This window comes from Flavobacterium kochi, from assembly GCF_048286715.1.
In the GTDB taxonomy this organism is placed as follows: Bacteria; Bacteroidota; Bacteroidia; order Flavobacteriales; family Flavobacteriaceae; genus Flavobacterium.
In genome coordinates this window covers 1-25,101 of sequence record NZ_JBLVPW010000031.1, presented here as the reverse complement: position 1 = coordinate 25,101, position 25,101 = coordinate 1, and the positions used below count along the sequence as shown (strand labels likewise).

The 25,101-nt window shown below is 35.2% G+C and carries 21 protein-coding genes and 1 pseudogene; 9 read left to right on the top strand and 13 right to left on the bottom strand.

The genetic code is table 11. The features are described 5' to 3' along the window. Positions 1 to 45 precede the first annotated feature (45 nt). Genes argC through ACNQGH_RS19275 form a run of 3 tightly spaced genes read right to left on the bottom strand, consistent with a single transcriptional unit; the run spans position 46 to position 2,831 of the window. Positions 46 to 1,023, bottom strand: coding sequence for an N-acetyl-gamma-glutamyl-phosphate reductase (gene argC / locus ACNQGH_RS19285; RefSeq protein WP_417957657.1), 978 nt, complete (start codon positions 1,021 to 1,023; stop codon positions 46 to 48). Next, a complete protein-coding gene (locus ACNQGH_RS19280) occupies positions 1,016 to 2,209 on the bottom strand; it encodes an argininosuccinate synthase (protein ID WP_417957656.1) in 1,194 nt (397 codons plus the stop codon). The genes argC and ACNQGH_RS19280 overlap by 8 nt, the downstream gene beginning before the upstream one ends. 4 nt (positions 2,210 to 2,213) lie before the next feature. Further along, complete coding sequence (locus ACNQGH_RS19275; protein ID WP_417957655.1) at positions 2,214 to 2,831, bottom strand: GNAT family N-acetyltransferase; 618 nt, start codon at positions 2,829 to 2,831, stop codon at positions 2,214 to 2,216. 59 nt (positions 2,832 to 2,890) lie between these two features. Between ACNQGH_RS19275 and ACNQGH_RS19270 the strand changes: the two genes are divergently transcribed. After that, positions 2,891 to 3,025 carry a hypothetical protein gene (locus tag ACNQGH_RS19270; protein ID WP_417957654.1) on the top strand — a complete coding sequence of 45 codons (135 nt, stop codon included), beginning with the start codon at positions 2,891 to 2,893 and terminating at the stop codon, positions 3,023 to 3,025. Positions 3,026 to 3,302: 277 nt separating this feature from the next. Here ACNQGH_RS19270 and ACNQGH_RS19265 read toward each other — a convergent pair whose 3' ends face one another. Both ACNQGH_RS19265 and fahA read right to left on the bottom strand, forming a co-directional pair. After that, a complete protein-coding gene (locus tag ACNQGH_RS19265; protein ID WP_417957653.1) occupies positions 3,303 to 4,487 on the bottom strand; it encodes a hypothetical protein in 1,185 nt (394 codons plus the stop codon). A gap of 157 nt (positions 4,488 to 4,644) precedes the next feature. Then, entirely contained in the window at positions 4,645 to 5,928 is a 1,284-nt protein-coding gene (fahA, locus tag ACNQGH_RS19260) for a fumarylacetoacetase (RefSeq protein WP_417957652.1), read from the bottom strand. 108 nt (positions 5,929 to 6,036) lie between these two features. On the opposite strand from fahA, the gene glyA reads away from it, so the two are divergent. From glyA to ACNQGH_RS19230, 6 genes are all read left to right on the top strand, one after another. Further along, complete coding sequence (glyA, locus tag ACNQGH_RS19255) at positions 6,037 to 7,311, top strand: serine hydroxymethyltransferase (RefSeq protein ID WP_417957651.1); 1,275 nt, start codon at positions 6,037 to 6,039, stop codon at positions 7,309 to 7,311. Between the two features lie 124 nt (positions 7,312 to 7,435). Beyond that, positions 7,436 to 8,029 carry a MiaE family protein gene (locus tag ACNQGH_RS19250; protein ID WP_417957650.1) on the top strand — a complete coding sequence of 198 codons (594 nt, stop codon included), beginning with the start codon at positions 7,436 to 7,438 and terminating at the stop codon, positions 8,027 to 8,029. A gap of 193 nt (positions 8,030 to 8,222) precedes the next feature. Beyond that, positions 8,223 to 8,783, top strand: a complete 561-nt coding sequence (locus ACNQGH_RS19245; protein ID WP_417957649.1) for a helix-turn-helix domain-containing protein — start codon at positions 8,223 to 8,225, stop codon at positions 8,781 to 8,783. Between the two features lie 30 nt (positions 8,784 to 8,813). Beyond that, complete coding sequence (locus ACNQGH_RS19240; RefSeq protein WP_417957648.1) at positions 8,814 to 9,266, top strand: response regulator; 453 nt, start codon at positions 8,814 to 8,816, stop codon at positions 9,264 to 9,266. A 10-nt stretch (positions 9,267 to 9,276) separates the two neighbouring features. After that, positions 9,277 to 11,073, top strand: a complete 1,797-nt coding sequence (locus ACNQGH_RS19235; RefSeq protein ID WP_417957647.1) for a CHASE3 domain-containing protein — start codon at positions 9,277 to 9,279, stop codon at positions 11,071 to 11,073. A gap of 20 nt (positions 11,074 to 11,093) precedes the next feature. Further along, positions 11,094 to 11,591: a GNAT family N-acetyltransferase gene (locus tag ACNQGH_RS19230; protein ID WP_417957646.1), complete on the top strand. Its 498-nt coding sequence runs from the start codon at positions 11,094 to 11,096 to the stop codon at positions 11,589 to 11,591. 54 nt (positions 11,592 to 11,645) lie between these two features. Here ACNQGH_RS19230 and ACNQGH_RS19225 read toward each other — a convergent pair whose 3' ends face one another. From ACNQGH_RS19225 to ACNQGH_RS19215, 3 genes are all read right to left on the bottom strand, one after another. Continuing rightward, positions 11,646 to 12,188, bottom strand: coding sequence for a GNAT family N-acetyltransferase (locus ACNQGH_RS19225; protein ID WP_417957645.1), 543 nt, complete (start codon positions 12,186 to 12,188; stop codon positions 11,646 to 11,648). Between the two features lie 26 nt (positions 12,189 to 12,214). Further along, entirely contained in the window at positions 12,215 to 12,784 is a 570-nt protein-coding gene (locus ACNQGH_RS19220) for a pentapeptide repeat-containing protein (RefSeq protein ID WP_417957644.1), read from the bottom strand. A 281-nt stretch (positions 12,785 to 13,065) separates the two neighbouring features. Continuing rightward, positions 13,066 to 15,156: a TonB-dependent receptor family protein gene (locus tag ACNQGH_RS19215; protein WP_417957643.1), complete on the bottom strand. Its 2,091-nt coding sequence runs from the start codon at positions 15,154 to 15,156 to the stop codon at positions 13,066 to 13,068. Positions 15,157 to 15,623: 467 nt separating this feature from the next. On the opposite strand from ACNQGH_RS19215, the gene cfa reads away from it, so the two are divergent. Together cfa and ku are read left to right on the top strand one after the other, a co-directional pair. Then, positions 15,624 to 16,742, top strand: coding sequence for a cyclopropane fatty acyl phospholipid synthase (cfa, locus tag ACNQGH_RS19210; protein ID WP_417957642.1), 1,119 nt, complete (start codon positions 15,624 to 15,626; stop codon positions 16,740 to 16,742). A gap of 67 nt (positions 16,743 to 16,809) precedes the next feature. After that, on the top strand, positions 16,810 to 17,598 hold the full coding sequence (ku, locus tag ACNQGH_RS19205; RefSeq protein ID WP_417957641.1) for a non-homologous end joining protein Ku: 789 nt from the start codon (positions 16,810 to 16,812) through the stop codon (positions 17,596 to 17,598). Here the strand turns inward: ku and ligD (ACNQGH_RS19200) are convergent. The 5 genes and pseudogenes from ligD (ACNQGH_RS19200) to ACNQGH_RS19180 all read right to left on the bottom strand — a co-directional run. After that, a complete protein-coding gene (ligD, locus tag ACNQGH_RS19200) occupies positions 17,595 to 18,530 on the bottom strand; it encodes a non-homologous end-joining DNA ligase (RefSeq protein WP_417957640.1) in 936 nt (311 codons plus the stop codon). The genes ku and ligD (ACNQGH_RS19200) overlap by 4 nt on opposite strands. Before the next feature lie 27 nt (positions 18,531 to 18,557). After that, positions 18,558 to 20,093 carry a non-homologous end-joining DNA ligase gene (gene ligD, locus ACNQGH_RS19195; protein WP_417957639.1) on the bottom strand — a complete coding sequence of 512 codons (1,536 nt, stop codon included), beginning with the start codon at positions 20,091 to 20,093 and terminating at the stop codon, positions 18,558 to 18,560. A gap of 213 nt (positions 20,094 to 20,306) precedes the next feature. Beyond that, positions 20,307 to 21,473, bottom strand: a complete 1,167-nt coding sequence (locus tag ACNQGH_RS19190) for an efflux RND transporter periplasmic adaptor subunit (RefSeq protein ID WP_417957638.1) — start codon at positions 21,471 to 21,473, stop codon at positions 20,307 to 20,309. A 10-nt stretch (positions 21,474 to 21,483) separates the two neighbouring features. After that, positions 21,484 to 22,698: a TolC family protein gene (locus tag ACNQGH_RS19185; protein ID WP_417957672.1), complete on the bottom strand. Its 1,215-nt coding sequence runs from the start codon at positions 22,696 to 22,698 to the stop codon at positions 21,484 to 21,486. Further along, positions 22,699 to 24,975: pseudogene (locus tag ACNQGH_RS19180) on the bottom strand (efflux RND transporter permease subunit); the annotation flags it as partial. Between the last annotated feature and the right edge of the window lie 126 nt (positions 24,976 to 25,101).

The window sequence follows — 25,101 nt, the reverse complement described above, 5'->3', positions numbered from 1 at the left end:
CGGTTTTTAAATTTAGATTTAAAATTTATCATTTAAAACGGAAAATTAAAATCCGCTTGGTTTCAAATGCAATCCTATGGTTTCATCCAGTCCAAACATTAAATTCATGTTTTGAATGGCTTGTCCTGAGGCTCCTTTTGTTAAATTATCAATTACTGAAGTAATCAATAGCCGGTTTCCTTTTTTCATTAAACTAATGATACACTTGTTCGTTTGAACCACTTGTTTCATATTGATTCCAGCGGTGGTAACAGTTACAAATGGCTGGTCTTTGTAAAAAGCTTCGTATTTGGCCACCACATCTTCGAGACTTTCTTCGATTGTTGTGTATAATGTTGCAAAGATCCCTCTCGCAAAATCACCTCTGTTAGGTACAAAAATTAATTCGTTTGTATAATCCGCCTGCAATTGGTTTACACTTTGGTTTATTTCGCCCAAATGTTGGTGTTCAAAAGCTTTATAATGTGACATATTATTCGATCTCCAGCTAAAATGTGTCGTTTCCGATGGCGTAACTCCGGCTCCGGTACTTCCTGTTGTAGCATTAATATGAACGTCAGTCGTAAGCATTTCGTTTTTAGCCAATGGCAATAATGCCAATTGAATCGCCGTTGCAAAACAACCTGGATTAGCAATAAATTGCGCGTTTTTGATAACTGCTTTATTCAGTTCAGGCAAACCGTAAACGAAAGATTTACTATCAAAATCTTTGTCTTGGGTCAATCTGAAATCATTTCCTAAATCGATAATTTTGGTATGGCCTGCAAATTGATTTTGCGCTAAAAATGATTTTGATTTACCATGACCTAAACATAAGAAAACCACATTCACATTCGGATTTACGGTATCGGTAAAATTCATTTCAATATCGCCCATCAGATCATGATGTGCAACCGATAATGGTTTTCCGGCGTTTGTGGTACTGTAAACAAAATCAATCGTTGCATTGGGATGGTACATCAATATTCTGATGAGTTCCCCTGCAGTATAACCTGAACCGCCAATTATTCCAACATTAATCATAATCAAGATGGTTTACAGATGAAAATATGTTCTGGGCATTTCCCAGAATTTTAATGAATCCTTTGGCATCGTCTGATGTCCAGGCATTGTTCATTTCTCCGTATTGACCAAATCCAGTGTTCATCAAATCATTTTCAGATTCAATTCCGTCAAGCGAAAAGTGATAGGGTTTCAAGGAAACGGTTACCGTTCCATTTACCGTTTTCTGCGTGTCTTCCAGGAAAGTCTCGATGTTTCTCATCACAGGATCAAGAAATTGACCTTCATGAAATAGCATTCCGTACCAGTTTCCCAGTTGTTCTTTCCAGTATTGTTGCCATTTTCCTAGGGTATGTTTCTCTAACAAATGGTGTGCTTTGATGATGATTAAAGGTGCGGCAGCTTCAAAACCAACTCTTCCTTTAATTCCGATTATTGTATCGCCAACATGAATGTCTCTGCCAATTGCATATGCGCTGGCTAATTTTTCAAGAGCAACAATATTGTTTGATGGTTTATCTTTTGTACCGTTTACGGCAACTAATTCTCCTTTTACAAATTCCAAAGTCACTTTTTCTTCCCCTTCTTTTTGTAGTTGTGAAGGATAAGCCTCACTCGGTAACGGAAGGTTTGAAGTCAATGTTTCTTTACCACCTACGCTGGTTCCCCACAATCCTTTGTTAATGGAATATTGTGCTTTTTCCCAAGAATATTCAACACCGTTCGCTTGTAAATAAGCAACTTCTTCTTGTCTGGATAATTTTAAGTCTCTAATAGGAGTGATGATTTCAATTTCGGGAGCAATGGTTTGGAAAATCAGATCAAAACGAATTTGGTCATTTCCTGCACCGGTACTTCCGTGAGCGATTGCGTTTGCACCTACTTTTTTTGCATATTTAATCGCTTCCATCGCTTGAAAAACACGTTCCGCACTTACTGATAACGGATAGGTATTGTTTTTCAATACATTTCCATAAATCAGGTATTTAATGGCTTTATCATAATATTTATCTACAATAGTAAGATTTGCATGTTGCGCACTTCCTAATTCATAAGCTCTTTCTTCAATAGCGGCTAGTTCAGCTTCATCAAACCCTCCTGTATTTATAAGAACGGTATGAACTTCATATCCTTTTTCGTTTTTTAAATATTTTAGGCAATATGAGGTATCTAATCCTCCACTATAAGCTAATACAACTTTTTTCATGATATTATTTTTTTAAGAACAAGGCTTCTTTAATTGATTTTAATCTATTTAACACTCTGATATTAAAAGGATGTTTAGGTGGATCTTTAGGTTTTTCTTTTGGGTCATAAAGCATTCCGGTGCACAAGCACATTTTGTTGTCTTTACTTTTTAGGATTTCATAATTGGTACAGGTTTGACATCCTTTCCAAAAACTTGGATCGCTTGTAAGTTCTGAAAAAGGAACCGGTTTGTATCCCAAATCGGAATTGATTTTCATTACTGCCAAACCAGTAGTAATTCCAAATACTTTAGCCTCCGGATATTTTTCCAATGAATAGTCAAATACTTTTGATTTGATTTTTTTGGCTAAACCTAAATTTCTGTAATCAGGATGTACAATCAAACCAGAATGTGCTACAAACTTCCCGTGTTGCCAACTTTCGATATAACAGAAGCCAGCGAATTTACCATTGTCTAATGCAATGACAGCATCTTTGCTTTCCATCTTTTTTTGGATGTATTCAGGAGTTCTTTTAGCAATCCCAGTACCTCTTAATAAGGCAGATGATTCAATAGTATCGCATATTTCCTGCGAATACTTATAATGTTCTTCCTGAGTTACAATGATAGAAATGTTCATTTCAAGAGATTGTTTGAGTTAAAAAATGAGTTGGATTCAAGTTTTGAAAAACAAGAGTTATGCCAATTGAAATAGATATAAAAGAAGATATAGACCATGAGCATAGCGTTGTGTGGGCTAATGAACAAGGAAATATAGCTTTTTTAGGATATACTAATCCAATGGATAACTGGGATGATTTCAAAACGGTATAGATGAAAAATGAATAAAAACAAAAACAAAACACGTTGTGGGTACTATATTATAGCATCCGTACTTCGGGAGAAGCCGCAGGTCTGTTTGTCCGTGATATAGAAGTTATATGTACACTTATATTATTCATGGGTGCAAAAATACAATTATTTTGCAAATAGAATGCTTATTTTGTTTTTTGTAACAAAATTTTAATACAATGTTTGTTTTTTGTGGCAGCACCACTCCTTAAAATAATTTAATTTGAAGGAGTGGTGCCGTGCTATTTGATTTAACCGATTAGTTTCGAAATCTATTGCGACTAATAATGTCTTTTAATTTGGCTTTCAAATTTTCTCCCGTATCAAAAACCATTTGTTCGCTGCTGGGGAAAGCGACTGCTCTTCTATCAAAATAGGAGTAATAGCTATCATCAGAAGCACGTCGGTCTCCTTTATAGGTTGCGTAGGTATTTTCGAAAGTAAACTCGCTTGTCACAGGAAAGGACTGTATGAGTTGATTGCTTCTTAAGTTTACATAATCCACTTTCGCTGTAATTTGGCAGGATTTAAATTGTCTGGATTCATAAATACGGGCGTTGACAATTCTAAGGTTATCAACCATGACCACTTTTCCTTTTTCGTCTACAACTTCTTTACCGTTGGCGTCAATCAGTTTTTTTACGCCATCTTTTATGATCCGTTCTTTTACAAATTCTCTTTCTTTGATTTGCTCTGGTGAAATATAAATTTGACGAAAATTAATCATCATGCCATAATCGTAATCAATTCCTTTTTGTTTGTTACTGTGGTAAACAGTCCATTTGTCATTTAATCCATAGGTACTAAAATCCAGTAAATCATTCTGAAGGCGGGTGGGAATAATCATATTGGTTTCGTTTTTGGTGTACACCGAAACATAATCGGAACCTTTAAATTTAGCTTCATCCATAAGCTGCAAAACATTTTTGTAATTAGGATTTATTTGGTTCAAATAGTCCAAATCGTCGTATGCCTTGCGGAAATTCATCTTGTCTGACGTGAGCATTAACTTTTTGGCATTAGGATACAAATAAGCTGACAAGGCATTTTTACTGTCTATAATCTGGTCGTTATAATTATCAAAAGGGAAAATGGCGGTTCTGCCTTCTTTAATTAATTGTAACGGGAGTATCGGTTTAATTTTTTCCTGACGATTGTTCAATTGCATATAGGTGGTGTATATTTTTTCCAATTGTGCCGGATTAGCCTCTTTTACCAGCAAATTTATCGTATTCAAATCACGTTCTTTGGCTTTGGCGAAAGCTTCTTCGAGCAGATAAACATATTCCTGCTTGCCTTTTTTATCTTTGTTGGTTCGCAAATTCGAAATAGCATTATCAATTGCCTGATCGTAATTTCCAGTGCTTAATAAGTTTTGGGTTTGTTTTACGCCACAGGAAGAAACAAAAAGAAATAAGGTTAATAAAAGAGTAATCTTTTTCATAAGCGTTACTGTTAAATGATTGTTTTTTGAAGTAATTGCTACTAATTATAGGTAGTGGGTCAGTTGGTTTGAAATTCAAATTCCAAAAATAAAGCCACAAAAAAACCTAACAAAAATAGCATAAATGTTAGGTTTTGAAAGCGCATTTTTATTTTTTTTATTTTCTTACGAATGGCGGAAGTAACTTACTGGAAACTTCACCGAAACCAATACGGACCTGTCCGTTTTGACAAAATCCTTTCATGATTACAGTATCGTTATCATTTATAAATTTACGTTCTGTTCCGTCATTCATTTTTATTGGATTTTTTCCACCCCAGGTTAATTCTAACATGGAGCCAAAACTATCTTCGGTTGGTCCTGAGATTGTTCCTGATCCCATCATGTCTCCTGAATTTACGCGGCAGCCATTAGACGTATGATGTGCTAACTGCTGGCTCATCGTCCAATACATGTGTTTGAAATTCGAATGGGAAACGATAGTTGCTTCACTGTTTTCGGGTTGAATCGCTACTTCTAAATTAATATCAAACGAATGTTTTCCTTTTTGCTGTAAATAAGGAAGTGGAGTAGGTTCTTGTTTTGGGCCTTTTGTTCTAAACGGTTCCAAAGCGTCCATAGTAACAATCCAAGGGGAGATTGAGGTGGCAAAGTTCTTTGACAGGAAGGGGCCTAATGGTACATATTCCCATTTTTGAATATCACGGGCGCTCCAGTCATTTAATAAAACCATTCCGAAAATATAATCTTCAGCTTCAGTTACAGCAATGTTTTCTCCCATAATATTGACATCGGTTGTAATAAAAGCGGTTTCCAGCTCAAAATCGACGGAGCGGGAAGGGCCAAAAACAGGTGTGGTTTCACCACTCGGCAATGTTTGCCCCATTGGTCGGTGCACCGGAATCCCGGAAGGAACAATGGTAGAGCTTCTTCCGTGATAGCCCACTGGAATGTGAAGCCAGTTCGGTAATAATGCGTTTTCGGGATCCCTGAACATTTTTCCTACGTTAGTGGCATGCTCTTTACTGGAATAGAAGTCAGTATAATCGCCTATTAGTACAGGCAGTTGCATTTCTACATCTTCCATTTTGAAGATGACAATATCTATGTCTTTTATGTTATCTCTTAATTTTGGATTTTTTTCATCAAAAATTTCAGCGATTCGATTGCGAACCAAGCGCCATGTTTTTTTGCCATCCGAAATAAAATCATTCAAAGTGTCCTGCATGAACATATCATCCGTCAGCTCAATACCTTCAAAATAATTTAATTGCTGTAAAGCTCCCAAATCAATTGCAAAATCACCGATACGAGTTCCCACAGTTACTATGTTTTCTTTGGTAAGAAAAACACCAAAAGGAATGTTTTGAATGGGGAAATCACTAGCGGCAGTTACTTCTAACCATGATTTTCTTTTAGTATTGTTGGCTGTTATTGGCATAGGGATGTTAATTATTTTGTTGAAAATTACTCATCAAATATATTATAATCTAACTATTAACCAAACGTTTTTTTGTATTTTTGCAACATATTAACGAAAATCAAAGAAATGCAACGCGACGAACAAATTTTTGACCTTATTCTAGAAGAACAAGAAAGACAAATACACGGATTAGAACTTATCGCTTCGGAAAACTTCGTAAGTGACGAAGTAATGGAAGCAGCGGGTTCTGTTTTAACTAATAAATATGCAGAGGGATATCCTGGCAAAAGATACTACGGCGGTTGCGAAGTAGTCGATGTTATTGAGCAAATTGCTATTGACAGAGCCAAAGAATTATTTGGTGCTGCTTACGCAAATGTACAGCCACACTCTGGTTCACAAGCGAATACAGCTGTTTATCACGCTTGTATTAAACCGGGAGATAAAATTTTAGGTTTTGATTTGTCTCACGGTGGACATTTAACTCACGGTTCTCCTGTAAACTTTTCAGGACGTTTGTATACGCCTTCATTCTATGGTGTAGATGCAGCAACCGGAAGATTAGATTATGATAAAATTCAAGAAATAGCAACAAAAGAACAACCAAAATTAATCATTGCAGGAGCTTCGGCTTATTCTCGCGATATGGATTTTGAGCGTTTCAGAGTAATTGCTGACAGTGTTGGCGCTATTTTATTAGCTGACATTTCTCATCCTGCAGGTCTTATTGCAAAAGGTTTGATGAACGATCCATTGCCTCATTGTCATATTGTAACGACTACAACGCACAAAACATTACGAGGCCCTCGTGGAGGTTTAATTTTAATGGGTAAAGATTTCGAAAATCCATTTGGTTTAACTACTCCAAAAGGAGAAATCAGAATGATGTCTTCTTTATTGGATCTGGCTGTTTTTCCTGGAAATCAAGGGGGACCATTAATGCATATTATTGCTGCAAAAGCAGTAGCATTTGGTGAAGCATTGCAAGATGAGTTCTTTACTTATGCCTTGCAATTGCAAAAAAATGCTAACGCAATGGCAGATGCTTTTGTGAAAAGAGGCTATGAAATCATTTCTGGAGGAACAGACAATCACATGATGCTGATTGATTTAAGAAACAAAAATATTTCTGGAAAAGATGCGGAGAATGCATTGGTAAAGGCAGATATTACAGTAAATAAAAACATGGTTCCCTTTGATGATAAATCACCATTTGTAACTTCAGGAATTCGTGTAGGAACTGCAGCGATTACCACTCGTGGTTTGCTTGAGGAAGATATGGAAACTATTGTTGCTTTAATTGACAGAGTACTGATGGACCATACCAACGAAGCTGTTATCGAAGAGGTGGCTGCTGAAGTAAACGATATGATGAGCGAAAGAGCTATTTTCGTATACTAAATAAATACGTCTTAAAATTTTAAAGTCGAAAGTCGAAAGTCTTGAGTAGGAATTTAATGGTTCTTTCTTAATTTTGACTTTCGACTTTTTACTTTATGCCTTTTAATATTTTGATTTAAAAATTATGTCTGTACTGAGATTAAAATTACCGACCGATCCGAGATGGGTGAACATCGTAGCGAAAAACATTGAAGAAATCTTGACGGATCATGCCTGGTGCGAACAAAAAGCAGCTACAAATGCCATTACAATTATCACTAACAATTCAGAACACCAGGATTTAGTGAAAGATTTATTGGCTTTGGCCAAAGAAGAAATCGATCATTTTGAGCAGGTACATAATATTATCATCAAACGGGGTCTGAAGTTGGGTCGCGAACGAAAAGATCATTATGTGAACGAATTGTATTTGTATATGAAGAAAAGTGGAGATGGAAGCAGGGTTTCAGCTTTAGTGGAACGATTATTGTTTTCAGCTATGATAGAAGCAAGAAGTTGTGAACGGTTCAAAGTGCTTTCGGAAAACATTCAGGATGAAGAATTGGCTGTTTTTTACAGGGATCTGATGGAAAGTGAAGCGGGCCATTATACGACATTTATAACCTATGCCCGAAAATATGGAGTAGGAATTGATGTCGAAAAACGTTGGAGAGAATGGCTTGAATTTGAAGAAAATGTTATAACAAATTACGGTAAAAGTGAAACGATTCACGGATAAATTTATTTGTAGTATTTTTGATTTTCAAAAAAACACAGGTGATTTATTTAAAAGTAGTAAGAATCAGCTTTTTATGTTTTTTGCGTTTTAAAGAAAGCAGTGTTTTATATTTAAAGTAAATTATTTGTTACGGATTAATAATTTTTGATTTACTTTTAGCGTTTATTTTTAACTGTAACAACTGTTTATTGCTATGAAGCTCAATTTTAATTATGATGGAAATATTGCCTGCAGGGCGATATTGCAAGATCAATTAGAAAATTTAGATATTAAATATCAACTGTTGGATTTAGGACAAATTGAAATCGGCGATGATGTTTCAGAAGATAGCTTTACAGCTCTTCAGGATAGTTTAAAGAAGTATGCTATTCATATTATCGATAACCCAAAAGGGCAATTAATTCAAAAAATTAAAGATGCAATAATTGAAATCGTCTATGAAAAGGATAAATTTCCCAACATTACAATTTCTCAATACCTATCGGATAAACTGAATTTTAGATATGGATATATTACGAATGTTTTTTCTGAATATACGCATACCTCCATTGAGAATTTTATTATTATCCAAAAGATTGAAAGGGCAAAAAAATTAATAATTGAAGAGAAGCTTACTTTGACTGAGATTTCTCACGAGCTGAATTATAGCAGTGTGGCTTATTTATCAACTCAATTTAAAAAAGTAACAGGATTGACACCTTCCATGTTTAAAAGAATTGTAGGTAAAAGAAGAGAGTTAACTAATAATGAATAAATAAAAAACACAAAATAACCCCGATATTTTATGATTTCACATCAAGATTCAATGCATATTCTTTTAGCTGACGATGACGAAGATGATCGCACCTTTTTTAGTGAAGCTATACAGGAGCTTAAAATGAATAATAAGTTGACTCTGTTTAAAGATGGTAAAGATCTAATGGATTATTTAATACATCCTGATATTAGGTTGCCGCATGTCTTATTTCTTGATTTAAATATGCCGGGCAAAACCGGAATAGATTGTCTGAAAGAAATCAGAGCGAACATTCGTTTTAAAGATGTTTCTATTGCAATATATTCTACTTCTTCATCAGAAAAAGATATTGAAGACACTTTTATAGAGGGCGCTAATATTTACATCAAAAAGCCCAATGATTTTTCTATGTTGAAAAAAGTAATCAAAGAGGTGGTCAATATGAATTGGCAATTTCATACTTCAGGACTGAATATTGAAACTTTTTTCTTTAGCATATAATGGAGCATCAATGAAAATTTTAGGACTATATAAAAACGCTCAAGTGTTTAAAATAGCTTTGGCTATTGCAATTGTTGTGGTTTGCTATATAGCCTCGATGTTTTATTCCCAAATGAAAAAGCTTGATTCAACAGTTGAATTAATTGCAAATTCTAATGAAACGCAGCTGGAATTAGAAAAACTGTTATCTGTAATCAGTAATTACGAAACAAGTTTACGAAGTTATATTATCACAAAAGACGAATCGTATTTAGAAGACCGGTTTTTGAGCAGGGGTAAAATTGAAGAAAACTTAGAGAAATTAAAAAAGTTGACTTCAAATAATCCGACCAGAAATAAGGATATTGACCGGCTTAAGAAAATCATTGATTACAGATTTAAGCTGTTCCGACAAACGTTAATTATTGCTAAAAGTAAAAATTCAGGTCCCTTGTACCTGAACGCTAAGCTACTTGAAAGCAGTGAAGTTACCGACATGATGAAATCTTTTGTCACTAAAATAATATTTTCAGAAAGTGCAAAAACAAAATTTCAAAATGACAGCCATCAATTTGAATTGCGGGACTCTATGATAACTGCTTTTTTATTGGTCCTCCTTTCTCTTTTAATATTGTTGTTATCGTTCAATAAAATGAATGTGGATATTGATGAACTCAAAAAAGCCAATGATAAATTAAAACTGATTAACGAGTCGTATAATACTGCTGAAATGACCGCTGGTTTTGGACATTGGATGGTTAATCTGGAAACGAATACCTATACTTTTTCAGATAATTTGTTCCGTTTGATGGGGGTGGAGCCTAATGCTTTCGAACCCAACATAAAAAATACCATTAAATACATTCATCCGGATGATTTAGATTATGTGTCGAAAGTGCATAAGGATTCTTTAATCAGTCACCAGTCTACTTCTATGGTATTTAGGTTTTTAACTCCGGAAGGGGAGGTGAAATATATTTTAGGCGTAGGCAGTTTTACAAATGACGGAAATGGCAATTTGATCAAAATAGGGGTAAACTGTGATATTACAAATCAATACAAAAAAACACTTGAATTAGAGGAAAATAATAAAGAACTTAAATACATCAATAAAGAGCTCGAAGCTTTTAATAATATTGTAAGTCATGATTTGCAGGAACCGCTTCGTAAGATTCAAATGTTTATTTCCAGGCTGGAAGAAAAAGAATTGGATTTGCTTAGCTCGCAAGGAAAAGAATATTTTTCTAAAATTCGGGTTACAGCTAACAGAATGCAGACCTTATTAATAGATTTAGTGGATTATTCCAGAACTATAAAAGGAGATAAGGTTTTTGTCGAAACGGATTTAAACAAAGTCTTAGAGGAAACGCTGCAAGATTTGTCCACTACTATTGAAGAGAAAAAAGCAACGATTCAAATCGGAGATTTGCCAACAATCAGAGTAATACCATTTCAGATGAAACAGCTTTTTATAAATTTAATTTCGAATTCTCTTAAATACAGTAAAGACGCGGTGCCGCCTAAAATTAGCATTGCATCTAAAGAAATTACTGAAAAAGAAGTACTTGATTATAAAATAATCAATAAGGAGGATTATTATAAAATTGCCGTAGAAGATAACGGAATTGGTTTTAAACAGGAATATTCCGAAAAAATATTTCTGTTGTTTAAACGTTTAGAAACCGACCCCAAGTACTCTGGAACTGGCCTTGGTTTGGCTATTTGCAATAGGATTGTAGAGAATCACAAAGGTTTCATAAAAGTAAAAGCAGAACCCCATGTGGGAGCTAAATTCTATATTTTTATTCCAAAAGTTGATTTACTTTAATTTCAATAAAATAAATGACAATGGTTACAATAAAAGAAGCTTCAATAGCTGACTTAAATACAATTCAGGAGATTGCTTATAAATCCTGGCCCGAAACCTATGGCACCATACTGTCGCAAGATCAAATTCATTATATGCTTGATTTATGGTATACAAAAGATGTTTTGATTGATAATATGACCCATAAAAAGCATTTTTTTATATTAGCTTTTGACGAGTCTGTTTGCCTTGGATTTGCTTCTTATGAGCATAATTATTTAAACAAAAAGATAACTCGCCTGCACAAAATCTATTTGCTTCCAGAAGCGCAGGGCAAAGGAGTGGGGAAGTTGTTGATCGATACTGTTGAAAATTTGGCAAGGGAAGACCATTCAGATTTTATATCTTTAAATGTAAATAAATTTAATAAAGCGTTTGCCTTTTATCAAAAAATAGGTTTTGAAATTGTTGACGAGTATGATACTGAAATTGGAAATGGTTATTTGATGGAAGATTATATCATGCAAAAAAAGTTGTAATTCGCATGCAATACAATTGTGTCTGTAAAGCAATTCTTTTTTTGTAATAGACGGTTAAAGGGGCAATCTAAAACCAAAAACAGGAAGTTCCCCTTGCATGAAATCTAAATCTTCAGCTCTCCTGAAACCCATATTTTCATACATTTTCCAAGCGATTTGCATTGCCATTGTAGAATGGATAATCATTTGATTGTGCTTACTATCTTTCGCTTTTCTGATGCATTCGTTTATCAAAAGTTTACCGATACCTTTTCCTCTGGTTGCTGGATCTACCGCTAACAATCGAAATCCGGAAGCATTTTGTTCTTTAGTAGCTGTTCCACCAGAGCCATAAAACTGCATGTCACTAAAATAAACAACAGCTCCCGTTATTTTGTTCTCAGCAGTAACGGCTACTAGGAGTTCTGTTGTCGGGTTATCGGTTAATGTTCCGATATTAGCCAGCATTTTATAATAATTGGGTTGCTCAATCGCAGTTGGAAACCCTTGCAGTTGCGAATAGACCTGGACCATTAGTTTTCCAATTTCGTCAAATTCGCCGGATTTTGCATTTTGTATTGTGAATTCTGGCTGACTCCTATCATTTTGTCGGTTCATAAGAAATGTTTTTAATAGAGAAATAATTATTGAACCACAATTTCATGTTTGTAAAGCAATCCCTTAAGTCCTTCTAAAGCAAAGACCGCTTTTTTTAACTTTGTTACTTTTGGGTCAATGGTGTAATTATAACTTGTTTTGAAATTCGCTTTATTGGCAACTGCCTTTGCAAACTCAGAACGGTATAAATCGCAATTTTCAAAAATGACTTCAGTCAAATCTGTGGCCATAAAATCTACTGCAATTAAACTGCAATTGGTAAACGACGTTCCTTTGATTTTTAAGGTGTAAAATTTTGAGAAATCCAAAATGCAGTCTGTAAAATCAATTTCGAAAATTAATTTGTCACACATGGCGAAATTTACCTCTTTAATTTCGCAGCGATTGAAAGTTACGGTTCTAAAGGCTACATAATTTATTTTTGCTTTGCTAAAAGTACAGTCATTGAAAGTGCAGTCAATAAAGGTGACCGCCAAAAATATACATTGAGAGAAATTACAATTGGTAAAAGTACAACACTCAAATTCCTTAAAATTGACATCTTCTTCGCTATAAGTGGTATTGTTGTATTCGATATCTAGAAAATAGTCTGGCATTTAGGGGCTTTAATTCAGGTTTAAGGCAATTGTGTTGCGCAACAAAGAAACAAAATTCTATAGCTGTACACTTCAGATTTGTACTATTTATTTTAAAAATTTTAAATCCTGTGGTACCGTAGTTCAACATTGTAATATACTAGGAAGCGTAAAATTTAAGCAATGGCATTGCAACGGATGTTCATATGGAAATTGCTTTTCAGAGGTTATTTGTTATTTTGAATCTTCTCAAAACCTTTCTTGATGAATCGGGAATCATAGGGATGGATTTTCAAGACCTCCTATAAGAAAACATAGGAAACCGAAATTCCGCCATAAAAATTTCTAGGGTTCCCTGGGTAATAATACCGGGGCGGTGCAGTTCCAAAGCCAACTGCATTAGGTAAAATGCTGGCGGCATAATGACTGTTCGTTACGTTATTGATTCCAGTACTCAGCGTTGTTTTTAGGAATTTTTGTATCGTAAATGTATAGGCTGCTTTAATATCCAACAGCTGGTATCCATCGCTATATTTTGAATTTTGATCATTCATTGGAATTTTACCGACACTTCTAAAAGAAGTATTGATACTAAAACCCCGCGCTGTATTAATATCTAAGCCCAAATTCCATTGTACCTTAGGTACACCAGTTAGCTTATTACCCGAATAATCCGCAGCGCCGTCCACAAAATCCTTGAATTTAAAATTGTTAATAGTTCCTGAAAAATAAGGTGCAATTTGCCATTTGGAAGCTTTTATAAGCATGTAATTTACAGAAAATTCCATTCCAACATGTGAACTCTCGCCGGCATTAATTCCGACATACTGGTCCTCGGCCGTTCGTCTGGCAACTAATAAGTTGGTGATTTGTGTACTGTAAAGTGCCAGTTCAGTGTATAATTTATTGCCCAGCCAATTCCCTTTGAAACCCAATTCATAATTCCATCCCATTTCTGGTTTTAAATTGGTGTTGATTTGTCCTTCAAGAGTGAGTGTTTCGGCAACGGAGGGCACTGAGAATCCTTTGCTAATGGAGCAATAGCCGGTTGCACCTTCGGCTATTTTATAAGAAAGCCCAAGTCTGGGGGACCAGACATTTCCAAAAGAATAGGGTGGTTCCTGGTTTACCGTTTTGAGTTGAAAAACATCCTCTAAAGAATAGTGGGTCGTATTCAATGCCAGACCAGTTTCGAAATACAAATCTTTCAACAGTTGTAGTTCTATTTGTAAAAAATAATTGCTATAGTTCCGGTGCTGTTTTATAGCACTGAATTCAGCTCCGGTAATACTTCCCTGTCCGGGTTGAGACAGGTATAAATTTTTGAAAAGAGAAAAATTGTATTTTTCGGATAGCAATTCGGTTCCAAGACTTGCCTCAAAGGGCAATGAAAATAAATTGGATTTGTAATTTAATGTGGTGCGAAATCCCAGGGAGTTTGTTTTTTCTTTTAAAATATCAAAAGGCCTGTCTTCATTTGCCTTTTTTAAATGGGCAAAAACACTAGTCCTGGAAGACCATTTTTTAGAAAATTGATACTGGTATCCAATGCCCATCAGAAATTTATCATAGGATTCATTTCCTTTGGCGGCGGTCCAGGTACCTGCTGCTTTTTCAGGATGATTTCTGAAATCATTCTCATTGAGTGAACTGGGAATAAAAGCTTTTAAACGGGTGAAAATCCCTAAATAAGACATGCTTCCTTTGGAGTTTAGCTTTTGCTTTCCGTGTAGGTTTAACGATTTTCTGTCATAGGAACTATTGGCTCTAAAACCCTCGTTTTGCAAATCCGTATAACTGGAAAATAGATTTGATTTTAGGTCGCCATAGCCTGCGGATAGACTTTGTTTTACCAGGTCAAAACTGCCGAATGTGGTTGCCGATTTTCCAAAGGATTCCCGTAAAGGAGTTTCTCGCGCAAACAAATGAATTACACCGCCTAATCCGGATCCAAAGCTGGTGGAATTAGGCCCTTTAATTATTTCAATACTTCCGATGGATTCCAAATCAATATCTTCAATTGCCGTTTCGCCTTCGCCGCTTGTCAGCGGAATGCTTTCAAAATAAGCTTTTACTTTAGTGGTCCCATATTGGGATCGGGCACCTATTCCCCGAATTGTAATTCTATTGGTATTCAAAGCTCCTTGTTGCATATAAACTCCGGGAATTTTATTTAAAACGGAGGTAAGTATCACACCGTCCATTTTGTCGAGATCCTTTCTCGGGATAAAGGATACCGAGGCGGCACTATTTTGAATCGAAGTCCTGATAGGTGATGCCTGAAGAATAATTTCAGAAAGTGCGGTAGTGTCTTTTTGCACCTGACCAAAAATAGGTGTACCACCAATATATAACAGTAAAAAAGAAATGAAGTAAGCAGTATTTTTGTTCAATGGCTGTTTTATTTAGAGAAATAAAGATTTTATAAATTTACTGTTTACTTTTAAATTAATGGAAGCCAAATAGGATAAATGGACTAAAAAAAGGAGAATAAATCTGAATTTAATCCCAAAATCTGAGAAAATACTCGGGATACTGCAGCTTGCGTCTTCAATAACTTCCGGAATCCTTAATTGTATCGATGAAGCCGCTTTTGTAATGCTTCCCCAAAAAAACGTTGGACAGAAGTCATAGATGGCATATAATTTACCATGGTGATGGCACCTTAGTTATAATTTTTGTTTTTATGCCGCGAAGGCTGTCATTTCTAAAACACTTAAATATTTTTTTTGTTATATTTTATATAGATGTTATTTTTTTTGTAAATTTAATATATTGAATTTCAGTATTTTATATGATTTAGACGCACTTGTTTTAGAAACTGATTAAACCCAACAACGGTACAAATAAGTAAATTAAAATGAACAAATATAAAGTAGCTGTAGAAGAATTAATTTCAGAGACTGGAATTACTATCAATGGCGAGCAGCCCTATGACATACAGGTTCATAATTCACGATTTTATCAGCGTGTTTTGAGCCAGGGATCGCTTGGCATGGGGGAAAGTTATATGGAGGGTTGGTGGGATTGTGAAGACCTGGATAGTTTTTTTAATAAAATATTTACCAACGGAATAGAAAAAAAAGTACAAAATAACTGGAAATTTTTTTTGTTAGTATTTAAAGCAAAAATTTTTAACCTTCAGACTAAATCGAAAGCACTGCAATCCATCGCGCATCATTATGACATTGGTAACGTGTTGTATGAAAATATGCTTGATCCTTTAATGATGTATTCCTGTGGCTATTGGGAAGGGGTGTCAACCTTAAGTGAAGCGCAAGAACAAAAAATAAGATTGATTTGTGAGAAATTGCACTTAAAACCGGGTCAAAAGGTCTTGGACATAGGTTGTGGATGGGGTGGATTTGCCTACTATGCCGCAAAAAATTACAAAGTGAACGTTGTTGGTATAACAATTTCTGCAGCGCAACAAAAAGTGGCCATTGAACGTTGCAAAGGTTTGAATGTTGAAATTCGTTTTCAGGATTATAGAGATATTGATGAAAAATTTGATCGCATTGTATCGATCGGAATGTTAGAACACGTTGGATATAAGAATTACGATAGATTTATGAAAATTATTAATAAAAATCTAACGGATAATGGCCTTTGTCTGCTGCATTTTATTGCAGGCAACAAAACGGATTTGAATACGGATCCCTGGATTCATAAATATATTTTCCCCAGTGGATTAATTCCTTCCTTGACCCAAATCGGAAAAGCAATGGAAGAGAAGCTTTTACTGGAGGATTTGCATAACATTGGTTTGCATTATTACTATACTTTAAAGGCCTGGCAAGAAAATTTTAAAAAATCCAGTGATTGTTTAAAAAAGGAATATGATGAGACGTTCTACCGAATGTGGAATTTTTATCTGGCTATATCGGCAGCGTCCTTCCGTTCCAGAAGGTTAAATCTATGGCAGATTGTGGTTGCAAAACCCTGTTTTAAAAAGGAATATAAATCGGTTCGATTTTAAATGGGGCATTCCTCTTAAATAATAATTTCAATGTCCAATGGTACAGCATTATTAAATTAAAAATTTTATGGAAACCAGAACAAAATCACTTTGGGCAGGTTCAATCACTTTTGGACTGATCAACATACCGGTTAAAGTATTTTCAGCAGTTAAGGACAGCAGTATTGAAATGAATATGCTCGATAAGAATGATTATTCTAACATTAAATTTAAGCGTGTTAATGAAAATACAGGCAAAGAAGTTACTTATGCTGATATAGTGAAAGGATATAAACTGGATGATCAGTATGTGGTGGTTGAAGATTCGGATTTTGAAGCCGCCGAGGCCGAAAAAACCAAAACTATTGAAATAATGAATTTTGTTGATGAAGGTGAAATTGACACTATTTATTATGAACAGCCTTATTATCTGGAACCGGATAAAGGAGCTACGAAAGCATATGCATTACTTCGGGATGCATTACAGGCTTCGGGGAAAGTAGGCGTAGGCTCTATTGTTTTAAGAAATAAAGAGAGCCTGGTCATTTTAAAATCTTACAAAAATGTTATCGTGCTTAACCGAATTCGATTTCAGGAAGAGATTAGAAATACTGCAGAATTAAAAGTACCCCCGCTTTCTGAAATGAATACAAAAGAAATGGACATGGCCATAAAATTGGTCGGGCAATTAACCGAGAAATTTGATATTACCAGTTACAAGGATAATTATACTGCAAAACTTTTAGAAATTATAAAAGATAAGGCAAAAGGTAAAAAACAAGTCGCTCCTAAACTGAAAGTGGTACACAAACAGAGCGATGATTTAATGGCCATGCTGAAAGCAAGTCTGGAAAACAAAAAAAGTAAATCGTCTTAAGACAATGGATTTTCAGAAATCATTTTTATAATATTTTCTAAATTGGCTCCTTTGCCCAGTACCGGTTTCCACAAATCTCCTTTTTTGTCAAAGCGTTGCAGCACATTTTTGATGGTAAATTGTGAAGGGGATAATTTTTCGTTCACTTCTCCCCATTCCAAAGGAGTTGAGACGGTAGCCCCAGGTCTGGGTCTCACAGAATAGGGCGAAGCCAAAGTCTGACCCTGTCTGTTTTGTAAAAAATCAATATAAATTTTATTTCCTCTGTTTCCAAGGGGCCGCGTAACACTCGTAATTTCAGGAAGTCTCTTAACGACTTCATTTGCAATTAATTCAGAAAATAATTTAACGGAATCGTAATGATATTGGGCACCTAAAGGAATATAAATATGCAGACCCGTTGCTCCTGACGTTTTGCAATAGCATTCTGATTCCAATTCGTCCATTATTTCTTTTACCGTAAGTGCTGTTTTTACAACCTCTTTAAAATCGTTTTTTGCAGGATCTAAATCGATTACAGCCCAATCAGGGTTGTCCATTTTCCTGATTGTGGAATTCCAGGGATTCAATTCAATACAACCCAAATTTGCCATGTACAGCAAGGTCGCTTTGTCATTGCACAGTAAATAATCGATGTATTTATTATTCGATTTTGAATAAATTTTTTCAGTTTTAAGCCATGATGGAATATTTTTAAGATCGACATCTTTTTGATAAAAACTTGCTCCCTTAATTCCGTTCGGAAACCGGTTCATTGATTGTGGGCGATCGATTAGATAGGGCAATATCAATGCTGAAACAGAATTGTAATAGTTAACCAGATCTCCTTTTGAAATCCCATCATCTGGAAAAAATAGTTTGTTTTGATTGGTTAAGTGCAAACTTATTTTCCCCATTTTTAAATAAAAATCATTTTCATTTTTGATAGCCATGGCAGTATTTTTTTATTTTAAGTACTATCATCTTCTTAACTTATTAAATGAAAAAGTAACGTCTTTCGCTTTTTTATCCATTCGCAACCCCAGAAAAACAGGATGGCGCAAATAATGATCCTGAGTCCATTCGGTGAATTTTACCTGACAGACAAATTTTGGTTTAAGCCATTTTATTTTATCATGCAATGGTATTTTGTCTTTTATCGGGGATTCCTCCGTAAAATAAGGTTTGAATTTGTCGTACAGTTCCTTTAACGTATCTTCTTTAAAACCGGTACCACATTTTCCAATGTACCTTAATTCGTTATGATCGTATTGAGCCAGTAAAAGAGCTCCAAAATAACTTCGGGTAGTTTTTGATTCCGTTAGGCCAATAATGATCGCTTCTTCCTGTTGTGAAATTTTTATTTTAAGCCATTCATTGCTTCTTTTTCCCGATTGATACAGGCTGTCTGATGCTTTTGCGATGATGCCCTCCCAATTTTTTTTTGTAGCCTGTTCATAAAATAAAACGCCTTTTTCTTCAATATGTGGAGCAAAAAGTACGTTTGGCAGCGGGAAGTTACGCAGCAAAATTTCGACCAGTTCTTTTCGTTGCACCAATGATAAATTTGAAGTATCGTTGCCATCCAGGTTTAAAATATCGAAAACATAATACTTTAGCGTTCCTTTTCCGGTTTTAATATAATTCTGCAACAATTGAAAATCCGATCGGCCCGTTTCATCTTCAATGACAATTTCGCCGTCAAGTACTGCAACATGATTTATTTTTTTTAATTCATCGGCAATTGTCTTGAAATTTTTAGTAAAGGACAGCTGGTTGCGGCTATAAAGATTGACCTGATCCGGATTAATAACGGCAATGGTTCGGTAACCATCATATTTCTTTTCAAAAATCCATTTTTTTTTGTCAAATGGGGTTGCAATAGTATGTGCCAGCATTGGTTTAATAAATGCTGCTCTGCCATTTGTCTTAATATCAATCGGCTTTTTTTCTAAATCCTCTAAAGTGGCATTTGAGAGTACTGATTTATCTTTTTTTAAAATGTCGACAGTAGTGGCATACGGATCATTTTTTTTAATTAAAAGCCAGGAATTATCTTGCTCGCTGTTCAATTTAACCAATGAAAATTCGCCTTTTAATTTTTTTCCTTTCAGGATAAAACTAAGGTGTCCCTTGAGTAAATCTGTTTTTAATTTATTTTCAGTAGCTGTTTTTGATTGTGCTTCCGGTAAAGTATAGGTCCCGTTATCCCAAACGATAACAGTCCCGGCTCCATAATTTCCTTCTGGAATAATACCTTCAAAATCCTTATAAGTATACGGATGGTCCTCTACCATAATGGCAAGTCGTTTGTCGTCCGGATTCATGGAGGGGCCTTTCGGTATTGCCCAACTTTTTAAAACACCCTTTAATTCTAAACGAAAATCATAATGCAAATGGGATGCAGCATGTTTCTGAACAACAAAAATCAATTCATTTTGTGAATTTTCGACTGCTCCTTTGGGTTCCGCGGTGAAATTAAAATTACGTTGCTTATTGTATTTATCCAGCACCATTGCAAGATCATTTAGTGATTAATCTAAGGTGAAAACAGCATGTAAATTTATTAATTATAAAGCATTAAATTAAGTTATGGTTGTGATTTGTTGGTTGTTAGGTTGTTTTTTTTATCGTTTGAGATAAAAAAACAAGATTTGCGGGGGGGGGGACACTGTCGGGACAATTTTAGAATAGCCGTACTTTTAATGGTCTTCAATTTACCTTATTTTCTATTCTTCTTCTCCGCTTCCTTTGGTTAGCTCCGATAAAAGATAGTAGGCTCCTTTAATCACCACTTTTGCATTGGGATCAATTTCATCAATCACTTTTACTTCAGTATAGCCTATATCAGTTGCACCAGTGTTTACTTTTATTTGCTGAAAGGTATTCCTGGCAGTTGAAACAAATATAAAATGATCGTTACCATTGTTTACTATTGCTTCTGACGGCAGTGCTTTGGTTTGTATGTTGTCAATTTTTATTCTTGCTTCAACATACATTCCAGGTAAAAGGGTTTCCGTAATTTCGTTTATTTTGGCGTGAACTAAAACGGCTTGTTCGCTGGGTTCAAAGGCTTTGTTTATTGAAAATATTGTGGCTGGGTGCGAATGTGAAACATCGTTTGCGTCATTAAAAGTTATTTTTTGTCCTACTTTTATTTTGTGAATGTCTTTTTCAAAAACTTTTAGATCTAAATGTAAATACCGGTTATCTACTATTTCAAAAAGGACTGCATTGGCATCGGCAAATTTACCCATGCTTAAATTGATGTGTTGGATGTATCCACTTATTGGTGCAGCAATAGCAATGCTTGAAGCAATATTTTTTGATGACAAATTACCCGTATTAATACCTAATTGTGCCAATTTAGATCGTAGCGTTTGTTTTTTTACCTGTGCAATTTGTAATTCCCGCTGCGCTTGCTGGTAGGTTTTTCCGGCATTTATGTTATCGTCTCGTAACTCTTTTTGGCGTTGGTATTCTTTTTCTAAATAGGAAAGATTAGCACTGTTTTCTAAATACTCTTGTTGCAATTGTATTACATCAGTATTGGTGATAATTGCTAAAGTTTTACCGGCATTCACAAATTCGCCTTCTTGTACAAAAATATTTTTTACAACTCCGCCCGTCAGGATACTTACTTGTGCCTTATGCTGTGGTGGCAACGATAATTTTCCGTTAACCTTTACTGCAGTGGTGAGATTTTTATTTTCAAAGTCACCCAGTTGTAAGCCAATGGCTTTTATTTGCGCATCGGTAAAATGTACTTGAGCCAAAGTTTTTTCAGTACCTGTTAGTTCTTTAGTTGTTTCTATTGGTGTGCTTTCGCCTGATTTATTTTTGCAGGAAACAATTGCAAGAAATAGTAGCGTTATGAGGATTGATTTATTTTTCATCTGATAAATTTTACTTGTTTAATACATATTGAATGTTGACTATAGTCTGATTGTAATTATTCATTGCAGTCAGATAATCCGTTTTTATTTTATTGGCATCTTTTAGATTTTGGGTGTATTCAATATATCCAATATCGCCTGATTTGTAAAGGCGTTGTGCCGAATTTACTATAATTGCCGCCATGGGTAAACCGTCAGTTTTGTAATAACTGAGTTGATCTGAATATTGTTTTTGCAGTTGGTATTGCTGTAAAAAAAGTGTTGCTAATTCTTGTTGCGACTTTTCTAATTCTTTTTTAGCAATTTCGGTTTCTATCCTGGCAACCGCTGTTCTTGCTTTTATCCCATTTTTAAACAAAGGAATGTTCACACCGATACTTCCATAATAAAATGGATTTTCTTTGTCTAAACTTTGCGCATTTACACCCAGGTTAAATGACGGATTTGCTTTTGCTTTTTCGGATTTTATGGCCAATTCTTTGGCAATAATTTGCTGTTGTAAATAGTGTAATGCCGGATGATTTTTAACTAAGGTACTATCGCTCCAATTGATTTCGGGTAAGGCTTCGTATTTTTTTGGTGCCTGGAATTGCACGTCACTTCGGGTCCATTTTTGTAGTTCAGCTACGTAATTAGCTACTTGTGTATTGGCTTGAGCCAATTGTATTTTTAATTCTTTACGTTGCAATGTGGCATTTATTTTCTCCAGTTTACTAGTTTCACCTACTTGAAATTTTTTGTCGGCATATTTTTCATAATCGACAAAAATAGTGTCTGCTTCCAGTAATAAATTATATTGCTGCACATTGTAAATCCAAAAAAAATAAGCGCTTGATACGTTTTTTATCAACTCATTTTTTGTAACGGCTTCATACGATTTTGCAACAGCTACATTTTGATTTAATAAATTTCTATCGGCTTTGTTTGACAATTTAAAGCCTTGCGCAACACCAATAGTGTAATCAAAAACGCTGCTGTTGATTTGCCCTAAATTACTATTGGTATTCAAAGGGTCTAAAACGCCGGCAGTGTTTACTAACGTATGTTGTTGCTGTGTTTGCAAGATTGCCTGCTGAATTGTTGGATAATTTTTTAAGGCGGACTGTAACGCATCATTTAATTGCAAAGGGGAGTTTTGTGCATTTGCATTAAAAGAAAAACAACTAAAAAGGAAAACTGCTACTGCTGCTATTTTTGGAATTATTTTTACTTTTTTGGGTGTCATCACTAAATAATATAAAACGGGTAAAACAAATAATGTCAATAGCGTAGAGGTTATCAGACCTCCAATAACAACAGTCGCTAAGGGTTTTTGAACTTCAGCGCCTGCACTGGTTGATAACGCCATAGGCAAAAATCCGAATGAAGCTACGGTTGCTGTTGCCAAAATAGGCCGTAACCTGGCGCTGCTTCCTTTGTAAATGCGTTGCAGTAAATTGTCTTCTCCTTCATCTTTTAAAGTATTATAATAACTGATTAAAACAATTCCATTTAGTACCGCAACTCCAAAAAGTGCAATAAAACCAACTCCTGCCGATATGCTGAAATTCATACCGCGAACCCATAAAGCGATAATTCCGCCAATGGATGCTAGAGGAATTGCAGAAAAAATAATCGTTGCTTCTTTCAAAGAGCGGAAAGATAAAAAGAGTAAAAAGAAAATGAGTAACAAAGCAACAGGAACCGCTAATTGCAATCGCGCTTTTGCCTCTTGAAGGTTTTGAAATTGTCCCCCGTAGTTGATAAAATATCCGTCAGGCAATTTTAGTTTTGCCCCTAATTTTTGTTGTATTTCAAGCACAACACTTTCTACGTCACGACCTCTGACGTTGGCTTCTATTACGATCCTTCGTTGCGCATCTTCACGGCTTATCTGCGAAGGTGCCGTTTTGAAAGTTATTTCTGCAACTTCATTAAGTGGTATTTGATTTCCATTGGGGGTTGGAATTAATAATGATTTTAGGGCGTCAATGTCGGTGTTCCCATCTTTAGGAATTCGAACCACCAAATCAAATTTCCGTTCTCCTTCATAGACCACACCTGTCGTTCCACCTGCATAAGCCGTGTTTAAAATCCGGTTTATTTCGGCAATATTCAAACCATATTGCGCAATTTTATTTCTGTTGTAGTGCACTACCAATTGTGGCATTCCCGAAACTTGTTCCACTTTAATATCCGTTAAACCCTCAATTGTATTAATTATTGGAACCGCTCTGTTGGCTTCAGAAAAAAGTTTATCTAAATCATCCCCAAATATTTTTATGGCAATATCCGATTTTACACCTGCAATCAATTCATTGAAGCGCATTTGAATAGGTTGTTCAAAAGATAAGTTACAGCCTGGAATTATACTTAATTTTTCATTCATTTTTTCGGCTAATTCTTCTTTGTTATCAGCTGTTGTCCATTCTTTTTTGTCTTTCATAACGATTATAAGATCGGCACTTTCAATCGGCATTGGGTCAGTTGGTATTTCGCTGCTTCCAATTTTACTAACCACTTCCTTTACTTCTGGAAATGTTAATGCCAATTTTTCCAATTGTGTACCCACTTCAATACTTTGAGACAAACTGCTTCCCTGACGGATAGTGTAATTCATCGCGAAATCGCCTTCGTCTAACTCGGGAATAAATTCACCACCCAATGAATTGAAAATGAATAACGACGATACAAATAAGAAAATAGCAACACCAATCACTGCGAACTTTCTTGCTAAAGCAAGGGTTAGAAGGGGGTGATAGCATTGGTTTAATTTGTTTATAAATCGATCGGTAAAATTGGGTCTGTCGCTAATTTTTTTACTCAAAAAAAGACTGCTTGCCCAAGGCACATAAGTAAGTGAAAGCAGTAATGCTCCTATGATTGCAAAACTTACGGTTTGTGCCATTGGCATAAACATTTTGCCCTCGACACCACTCAAAACAAATAAAGGAATGTACACGATTAAAATAATGATTTGCCCAAAAATGGCACTACTCATAATTTTTGACGAACTTTTAATTACTTCATTGTCCATTTGACTTTGAGAAAGAATAGTGCTTTTGTACTGCTTTGAAAAAATATGTAAAGTGGCTTCCACAACAATTACCGCTCCGTCTACAATAAGTCCAAAATCTAAAGCTCCCATGCTCATCAGGTTGGCACTTAATCCGAACATATTCATAATAATTATTGCAAACAGCATTGCCAACGGAATTACCGAAGCCACAATTAAACCTGCTCTTACACTTCCTAAAAATAAAACCAATACTAAAATAACGATTAATGCACCTTCAAACAAGTTCGTACTAACGGTACTCACAGTTTTATCTATGAGCTTTGTCCTGTCCACAAATACGTCAATTTTCACTCCCTGCGGCAACCCTTTTTCGATAGATTTTATTCTTTCTTTAACCCGGGTAATTACGCTAACAGCATTCTCGCCTTTTTGCATAAGGACAATACCACCAACGGTTTCACCATTTCCGTTTCGGGTCATAGCACCATAACGGGGAGCAAAACCAAATTTTACGGTTCTTCGCCTAAATTAGTGGATTTGCATTTTTTAGGTATTTCCTAAATAATACACCATTTTTATAAAATTCTCGGGATTTCTATAACCTCTTGCTCTGGATCTTGCTAACTGCAT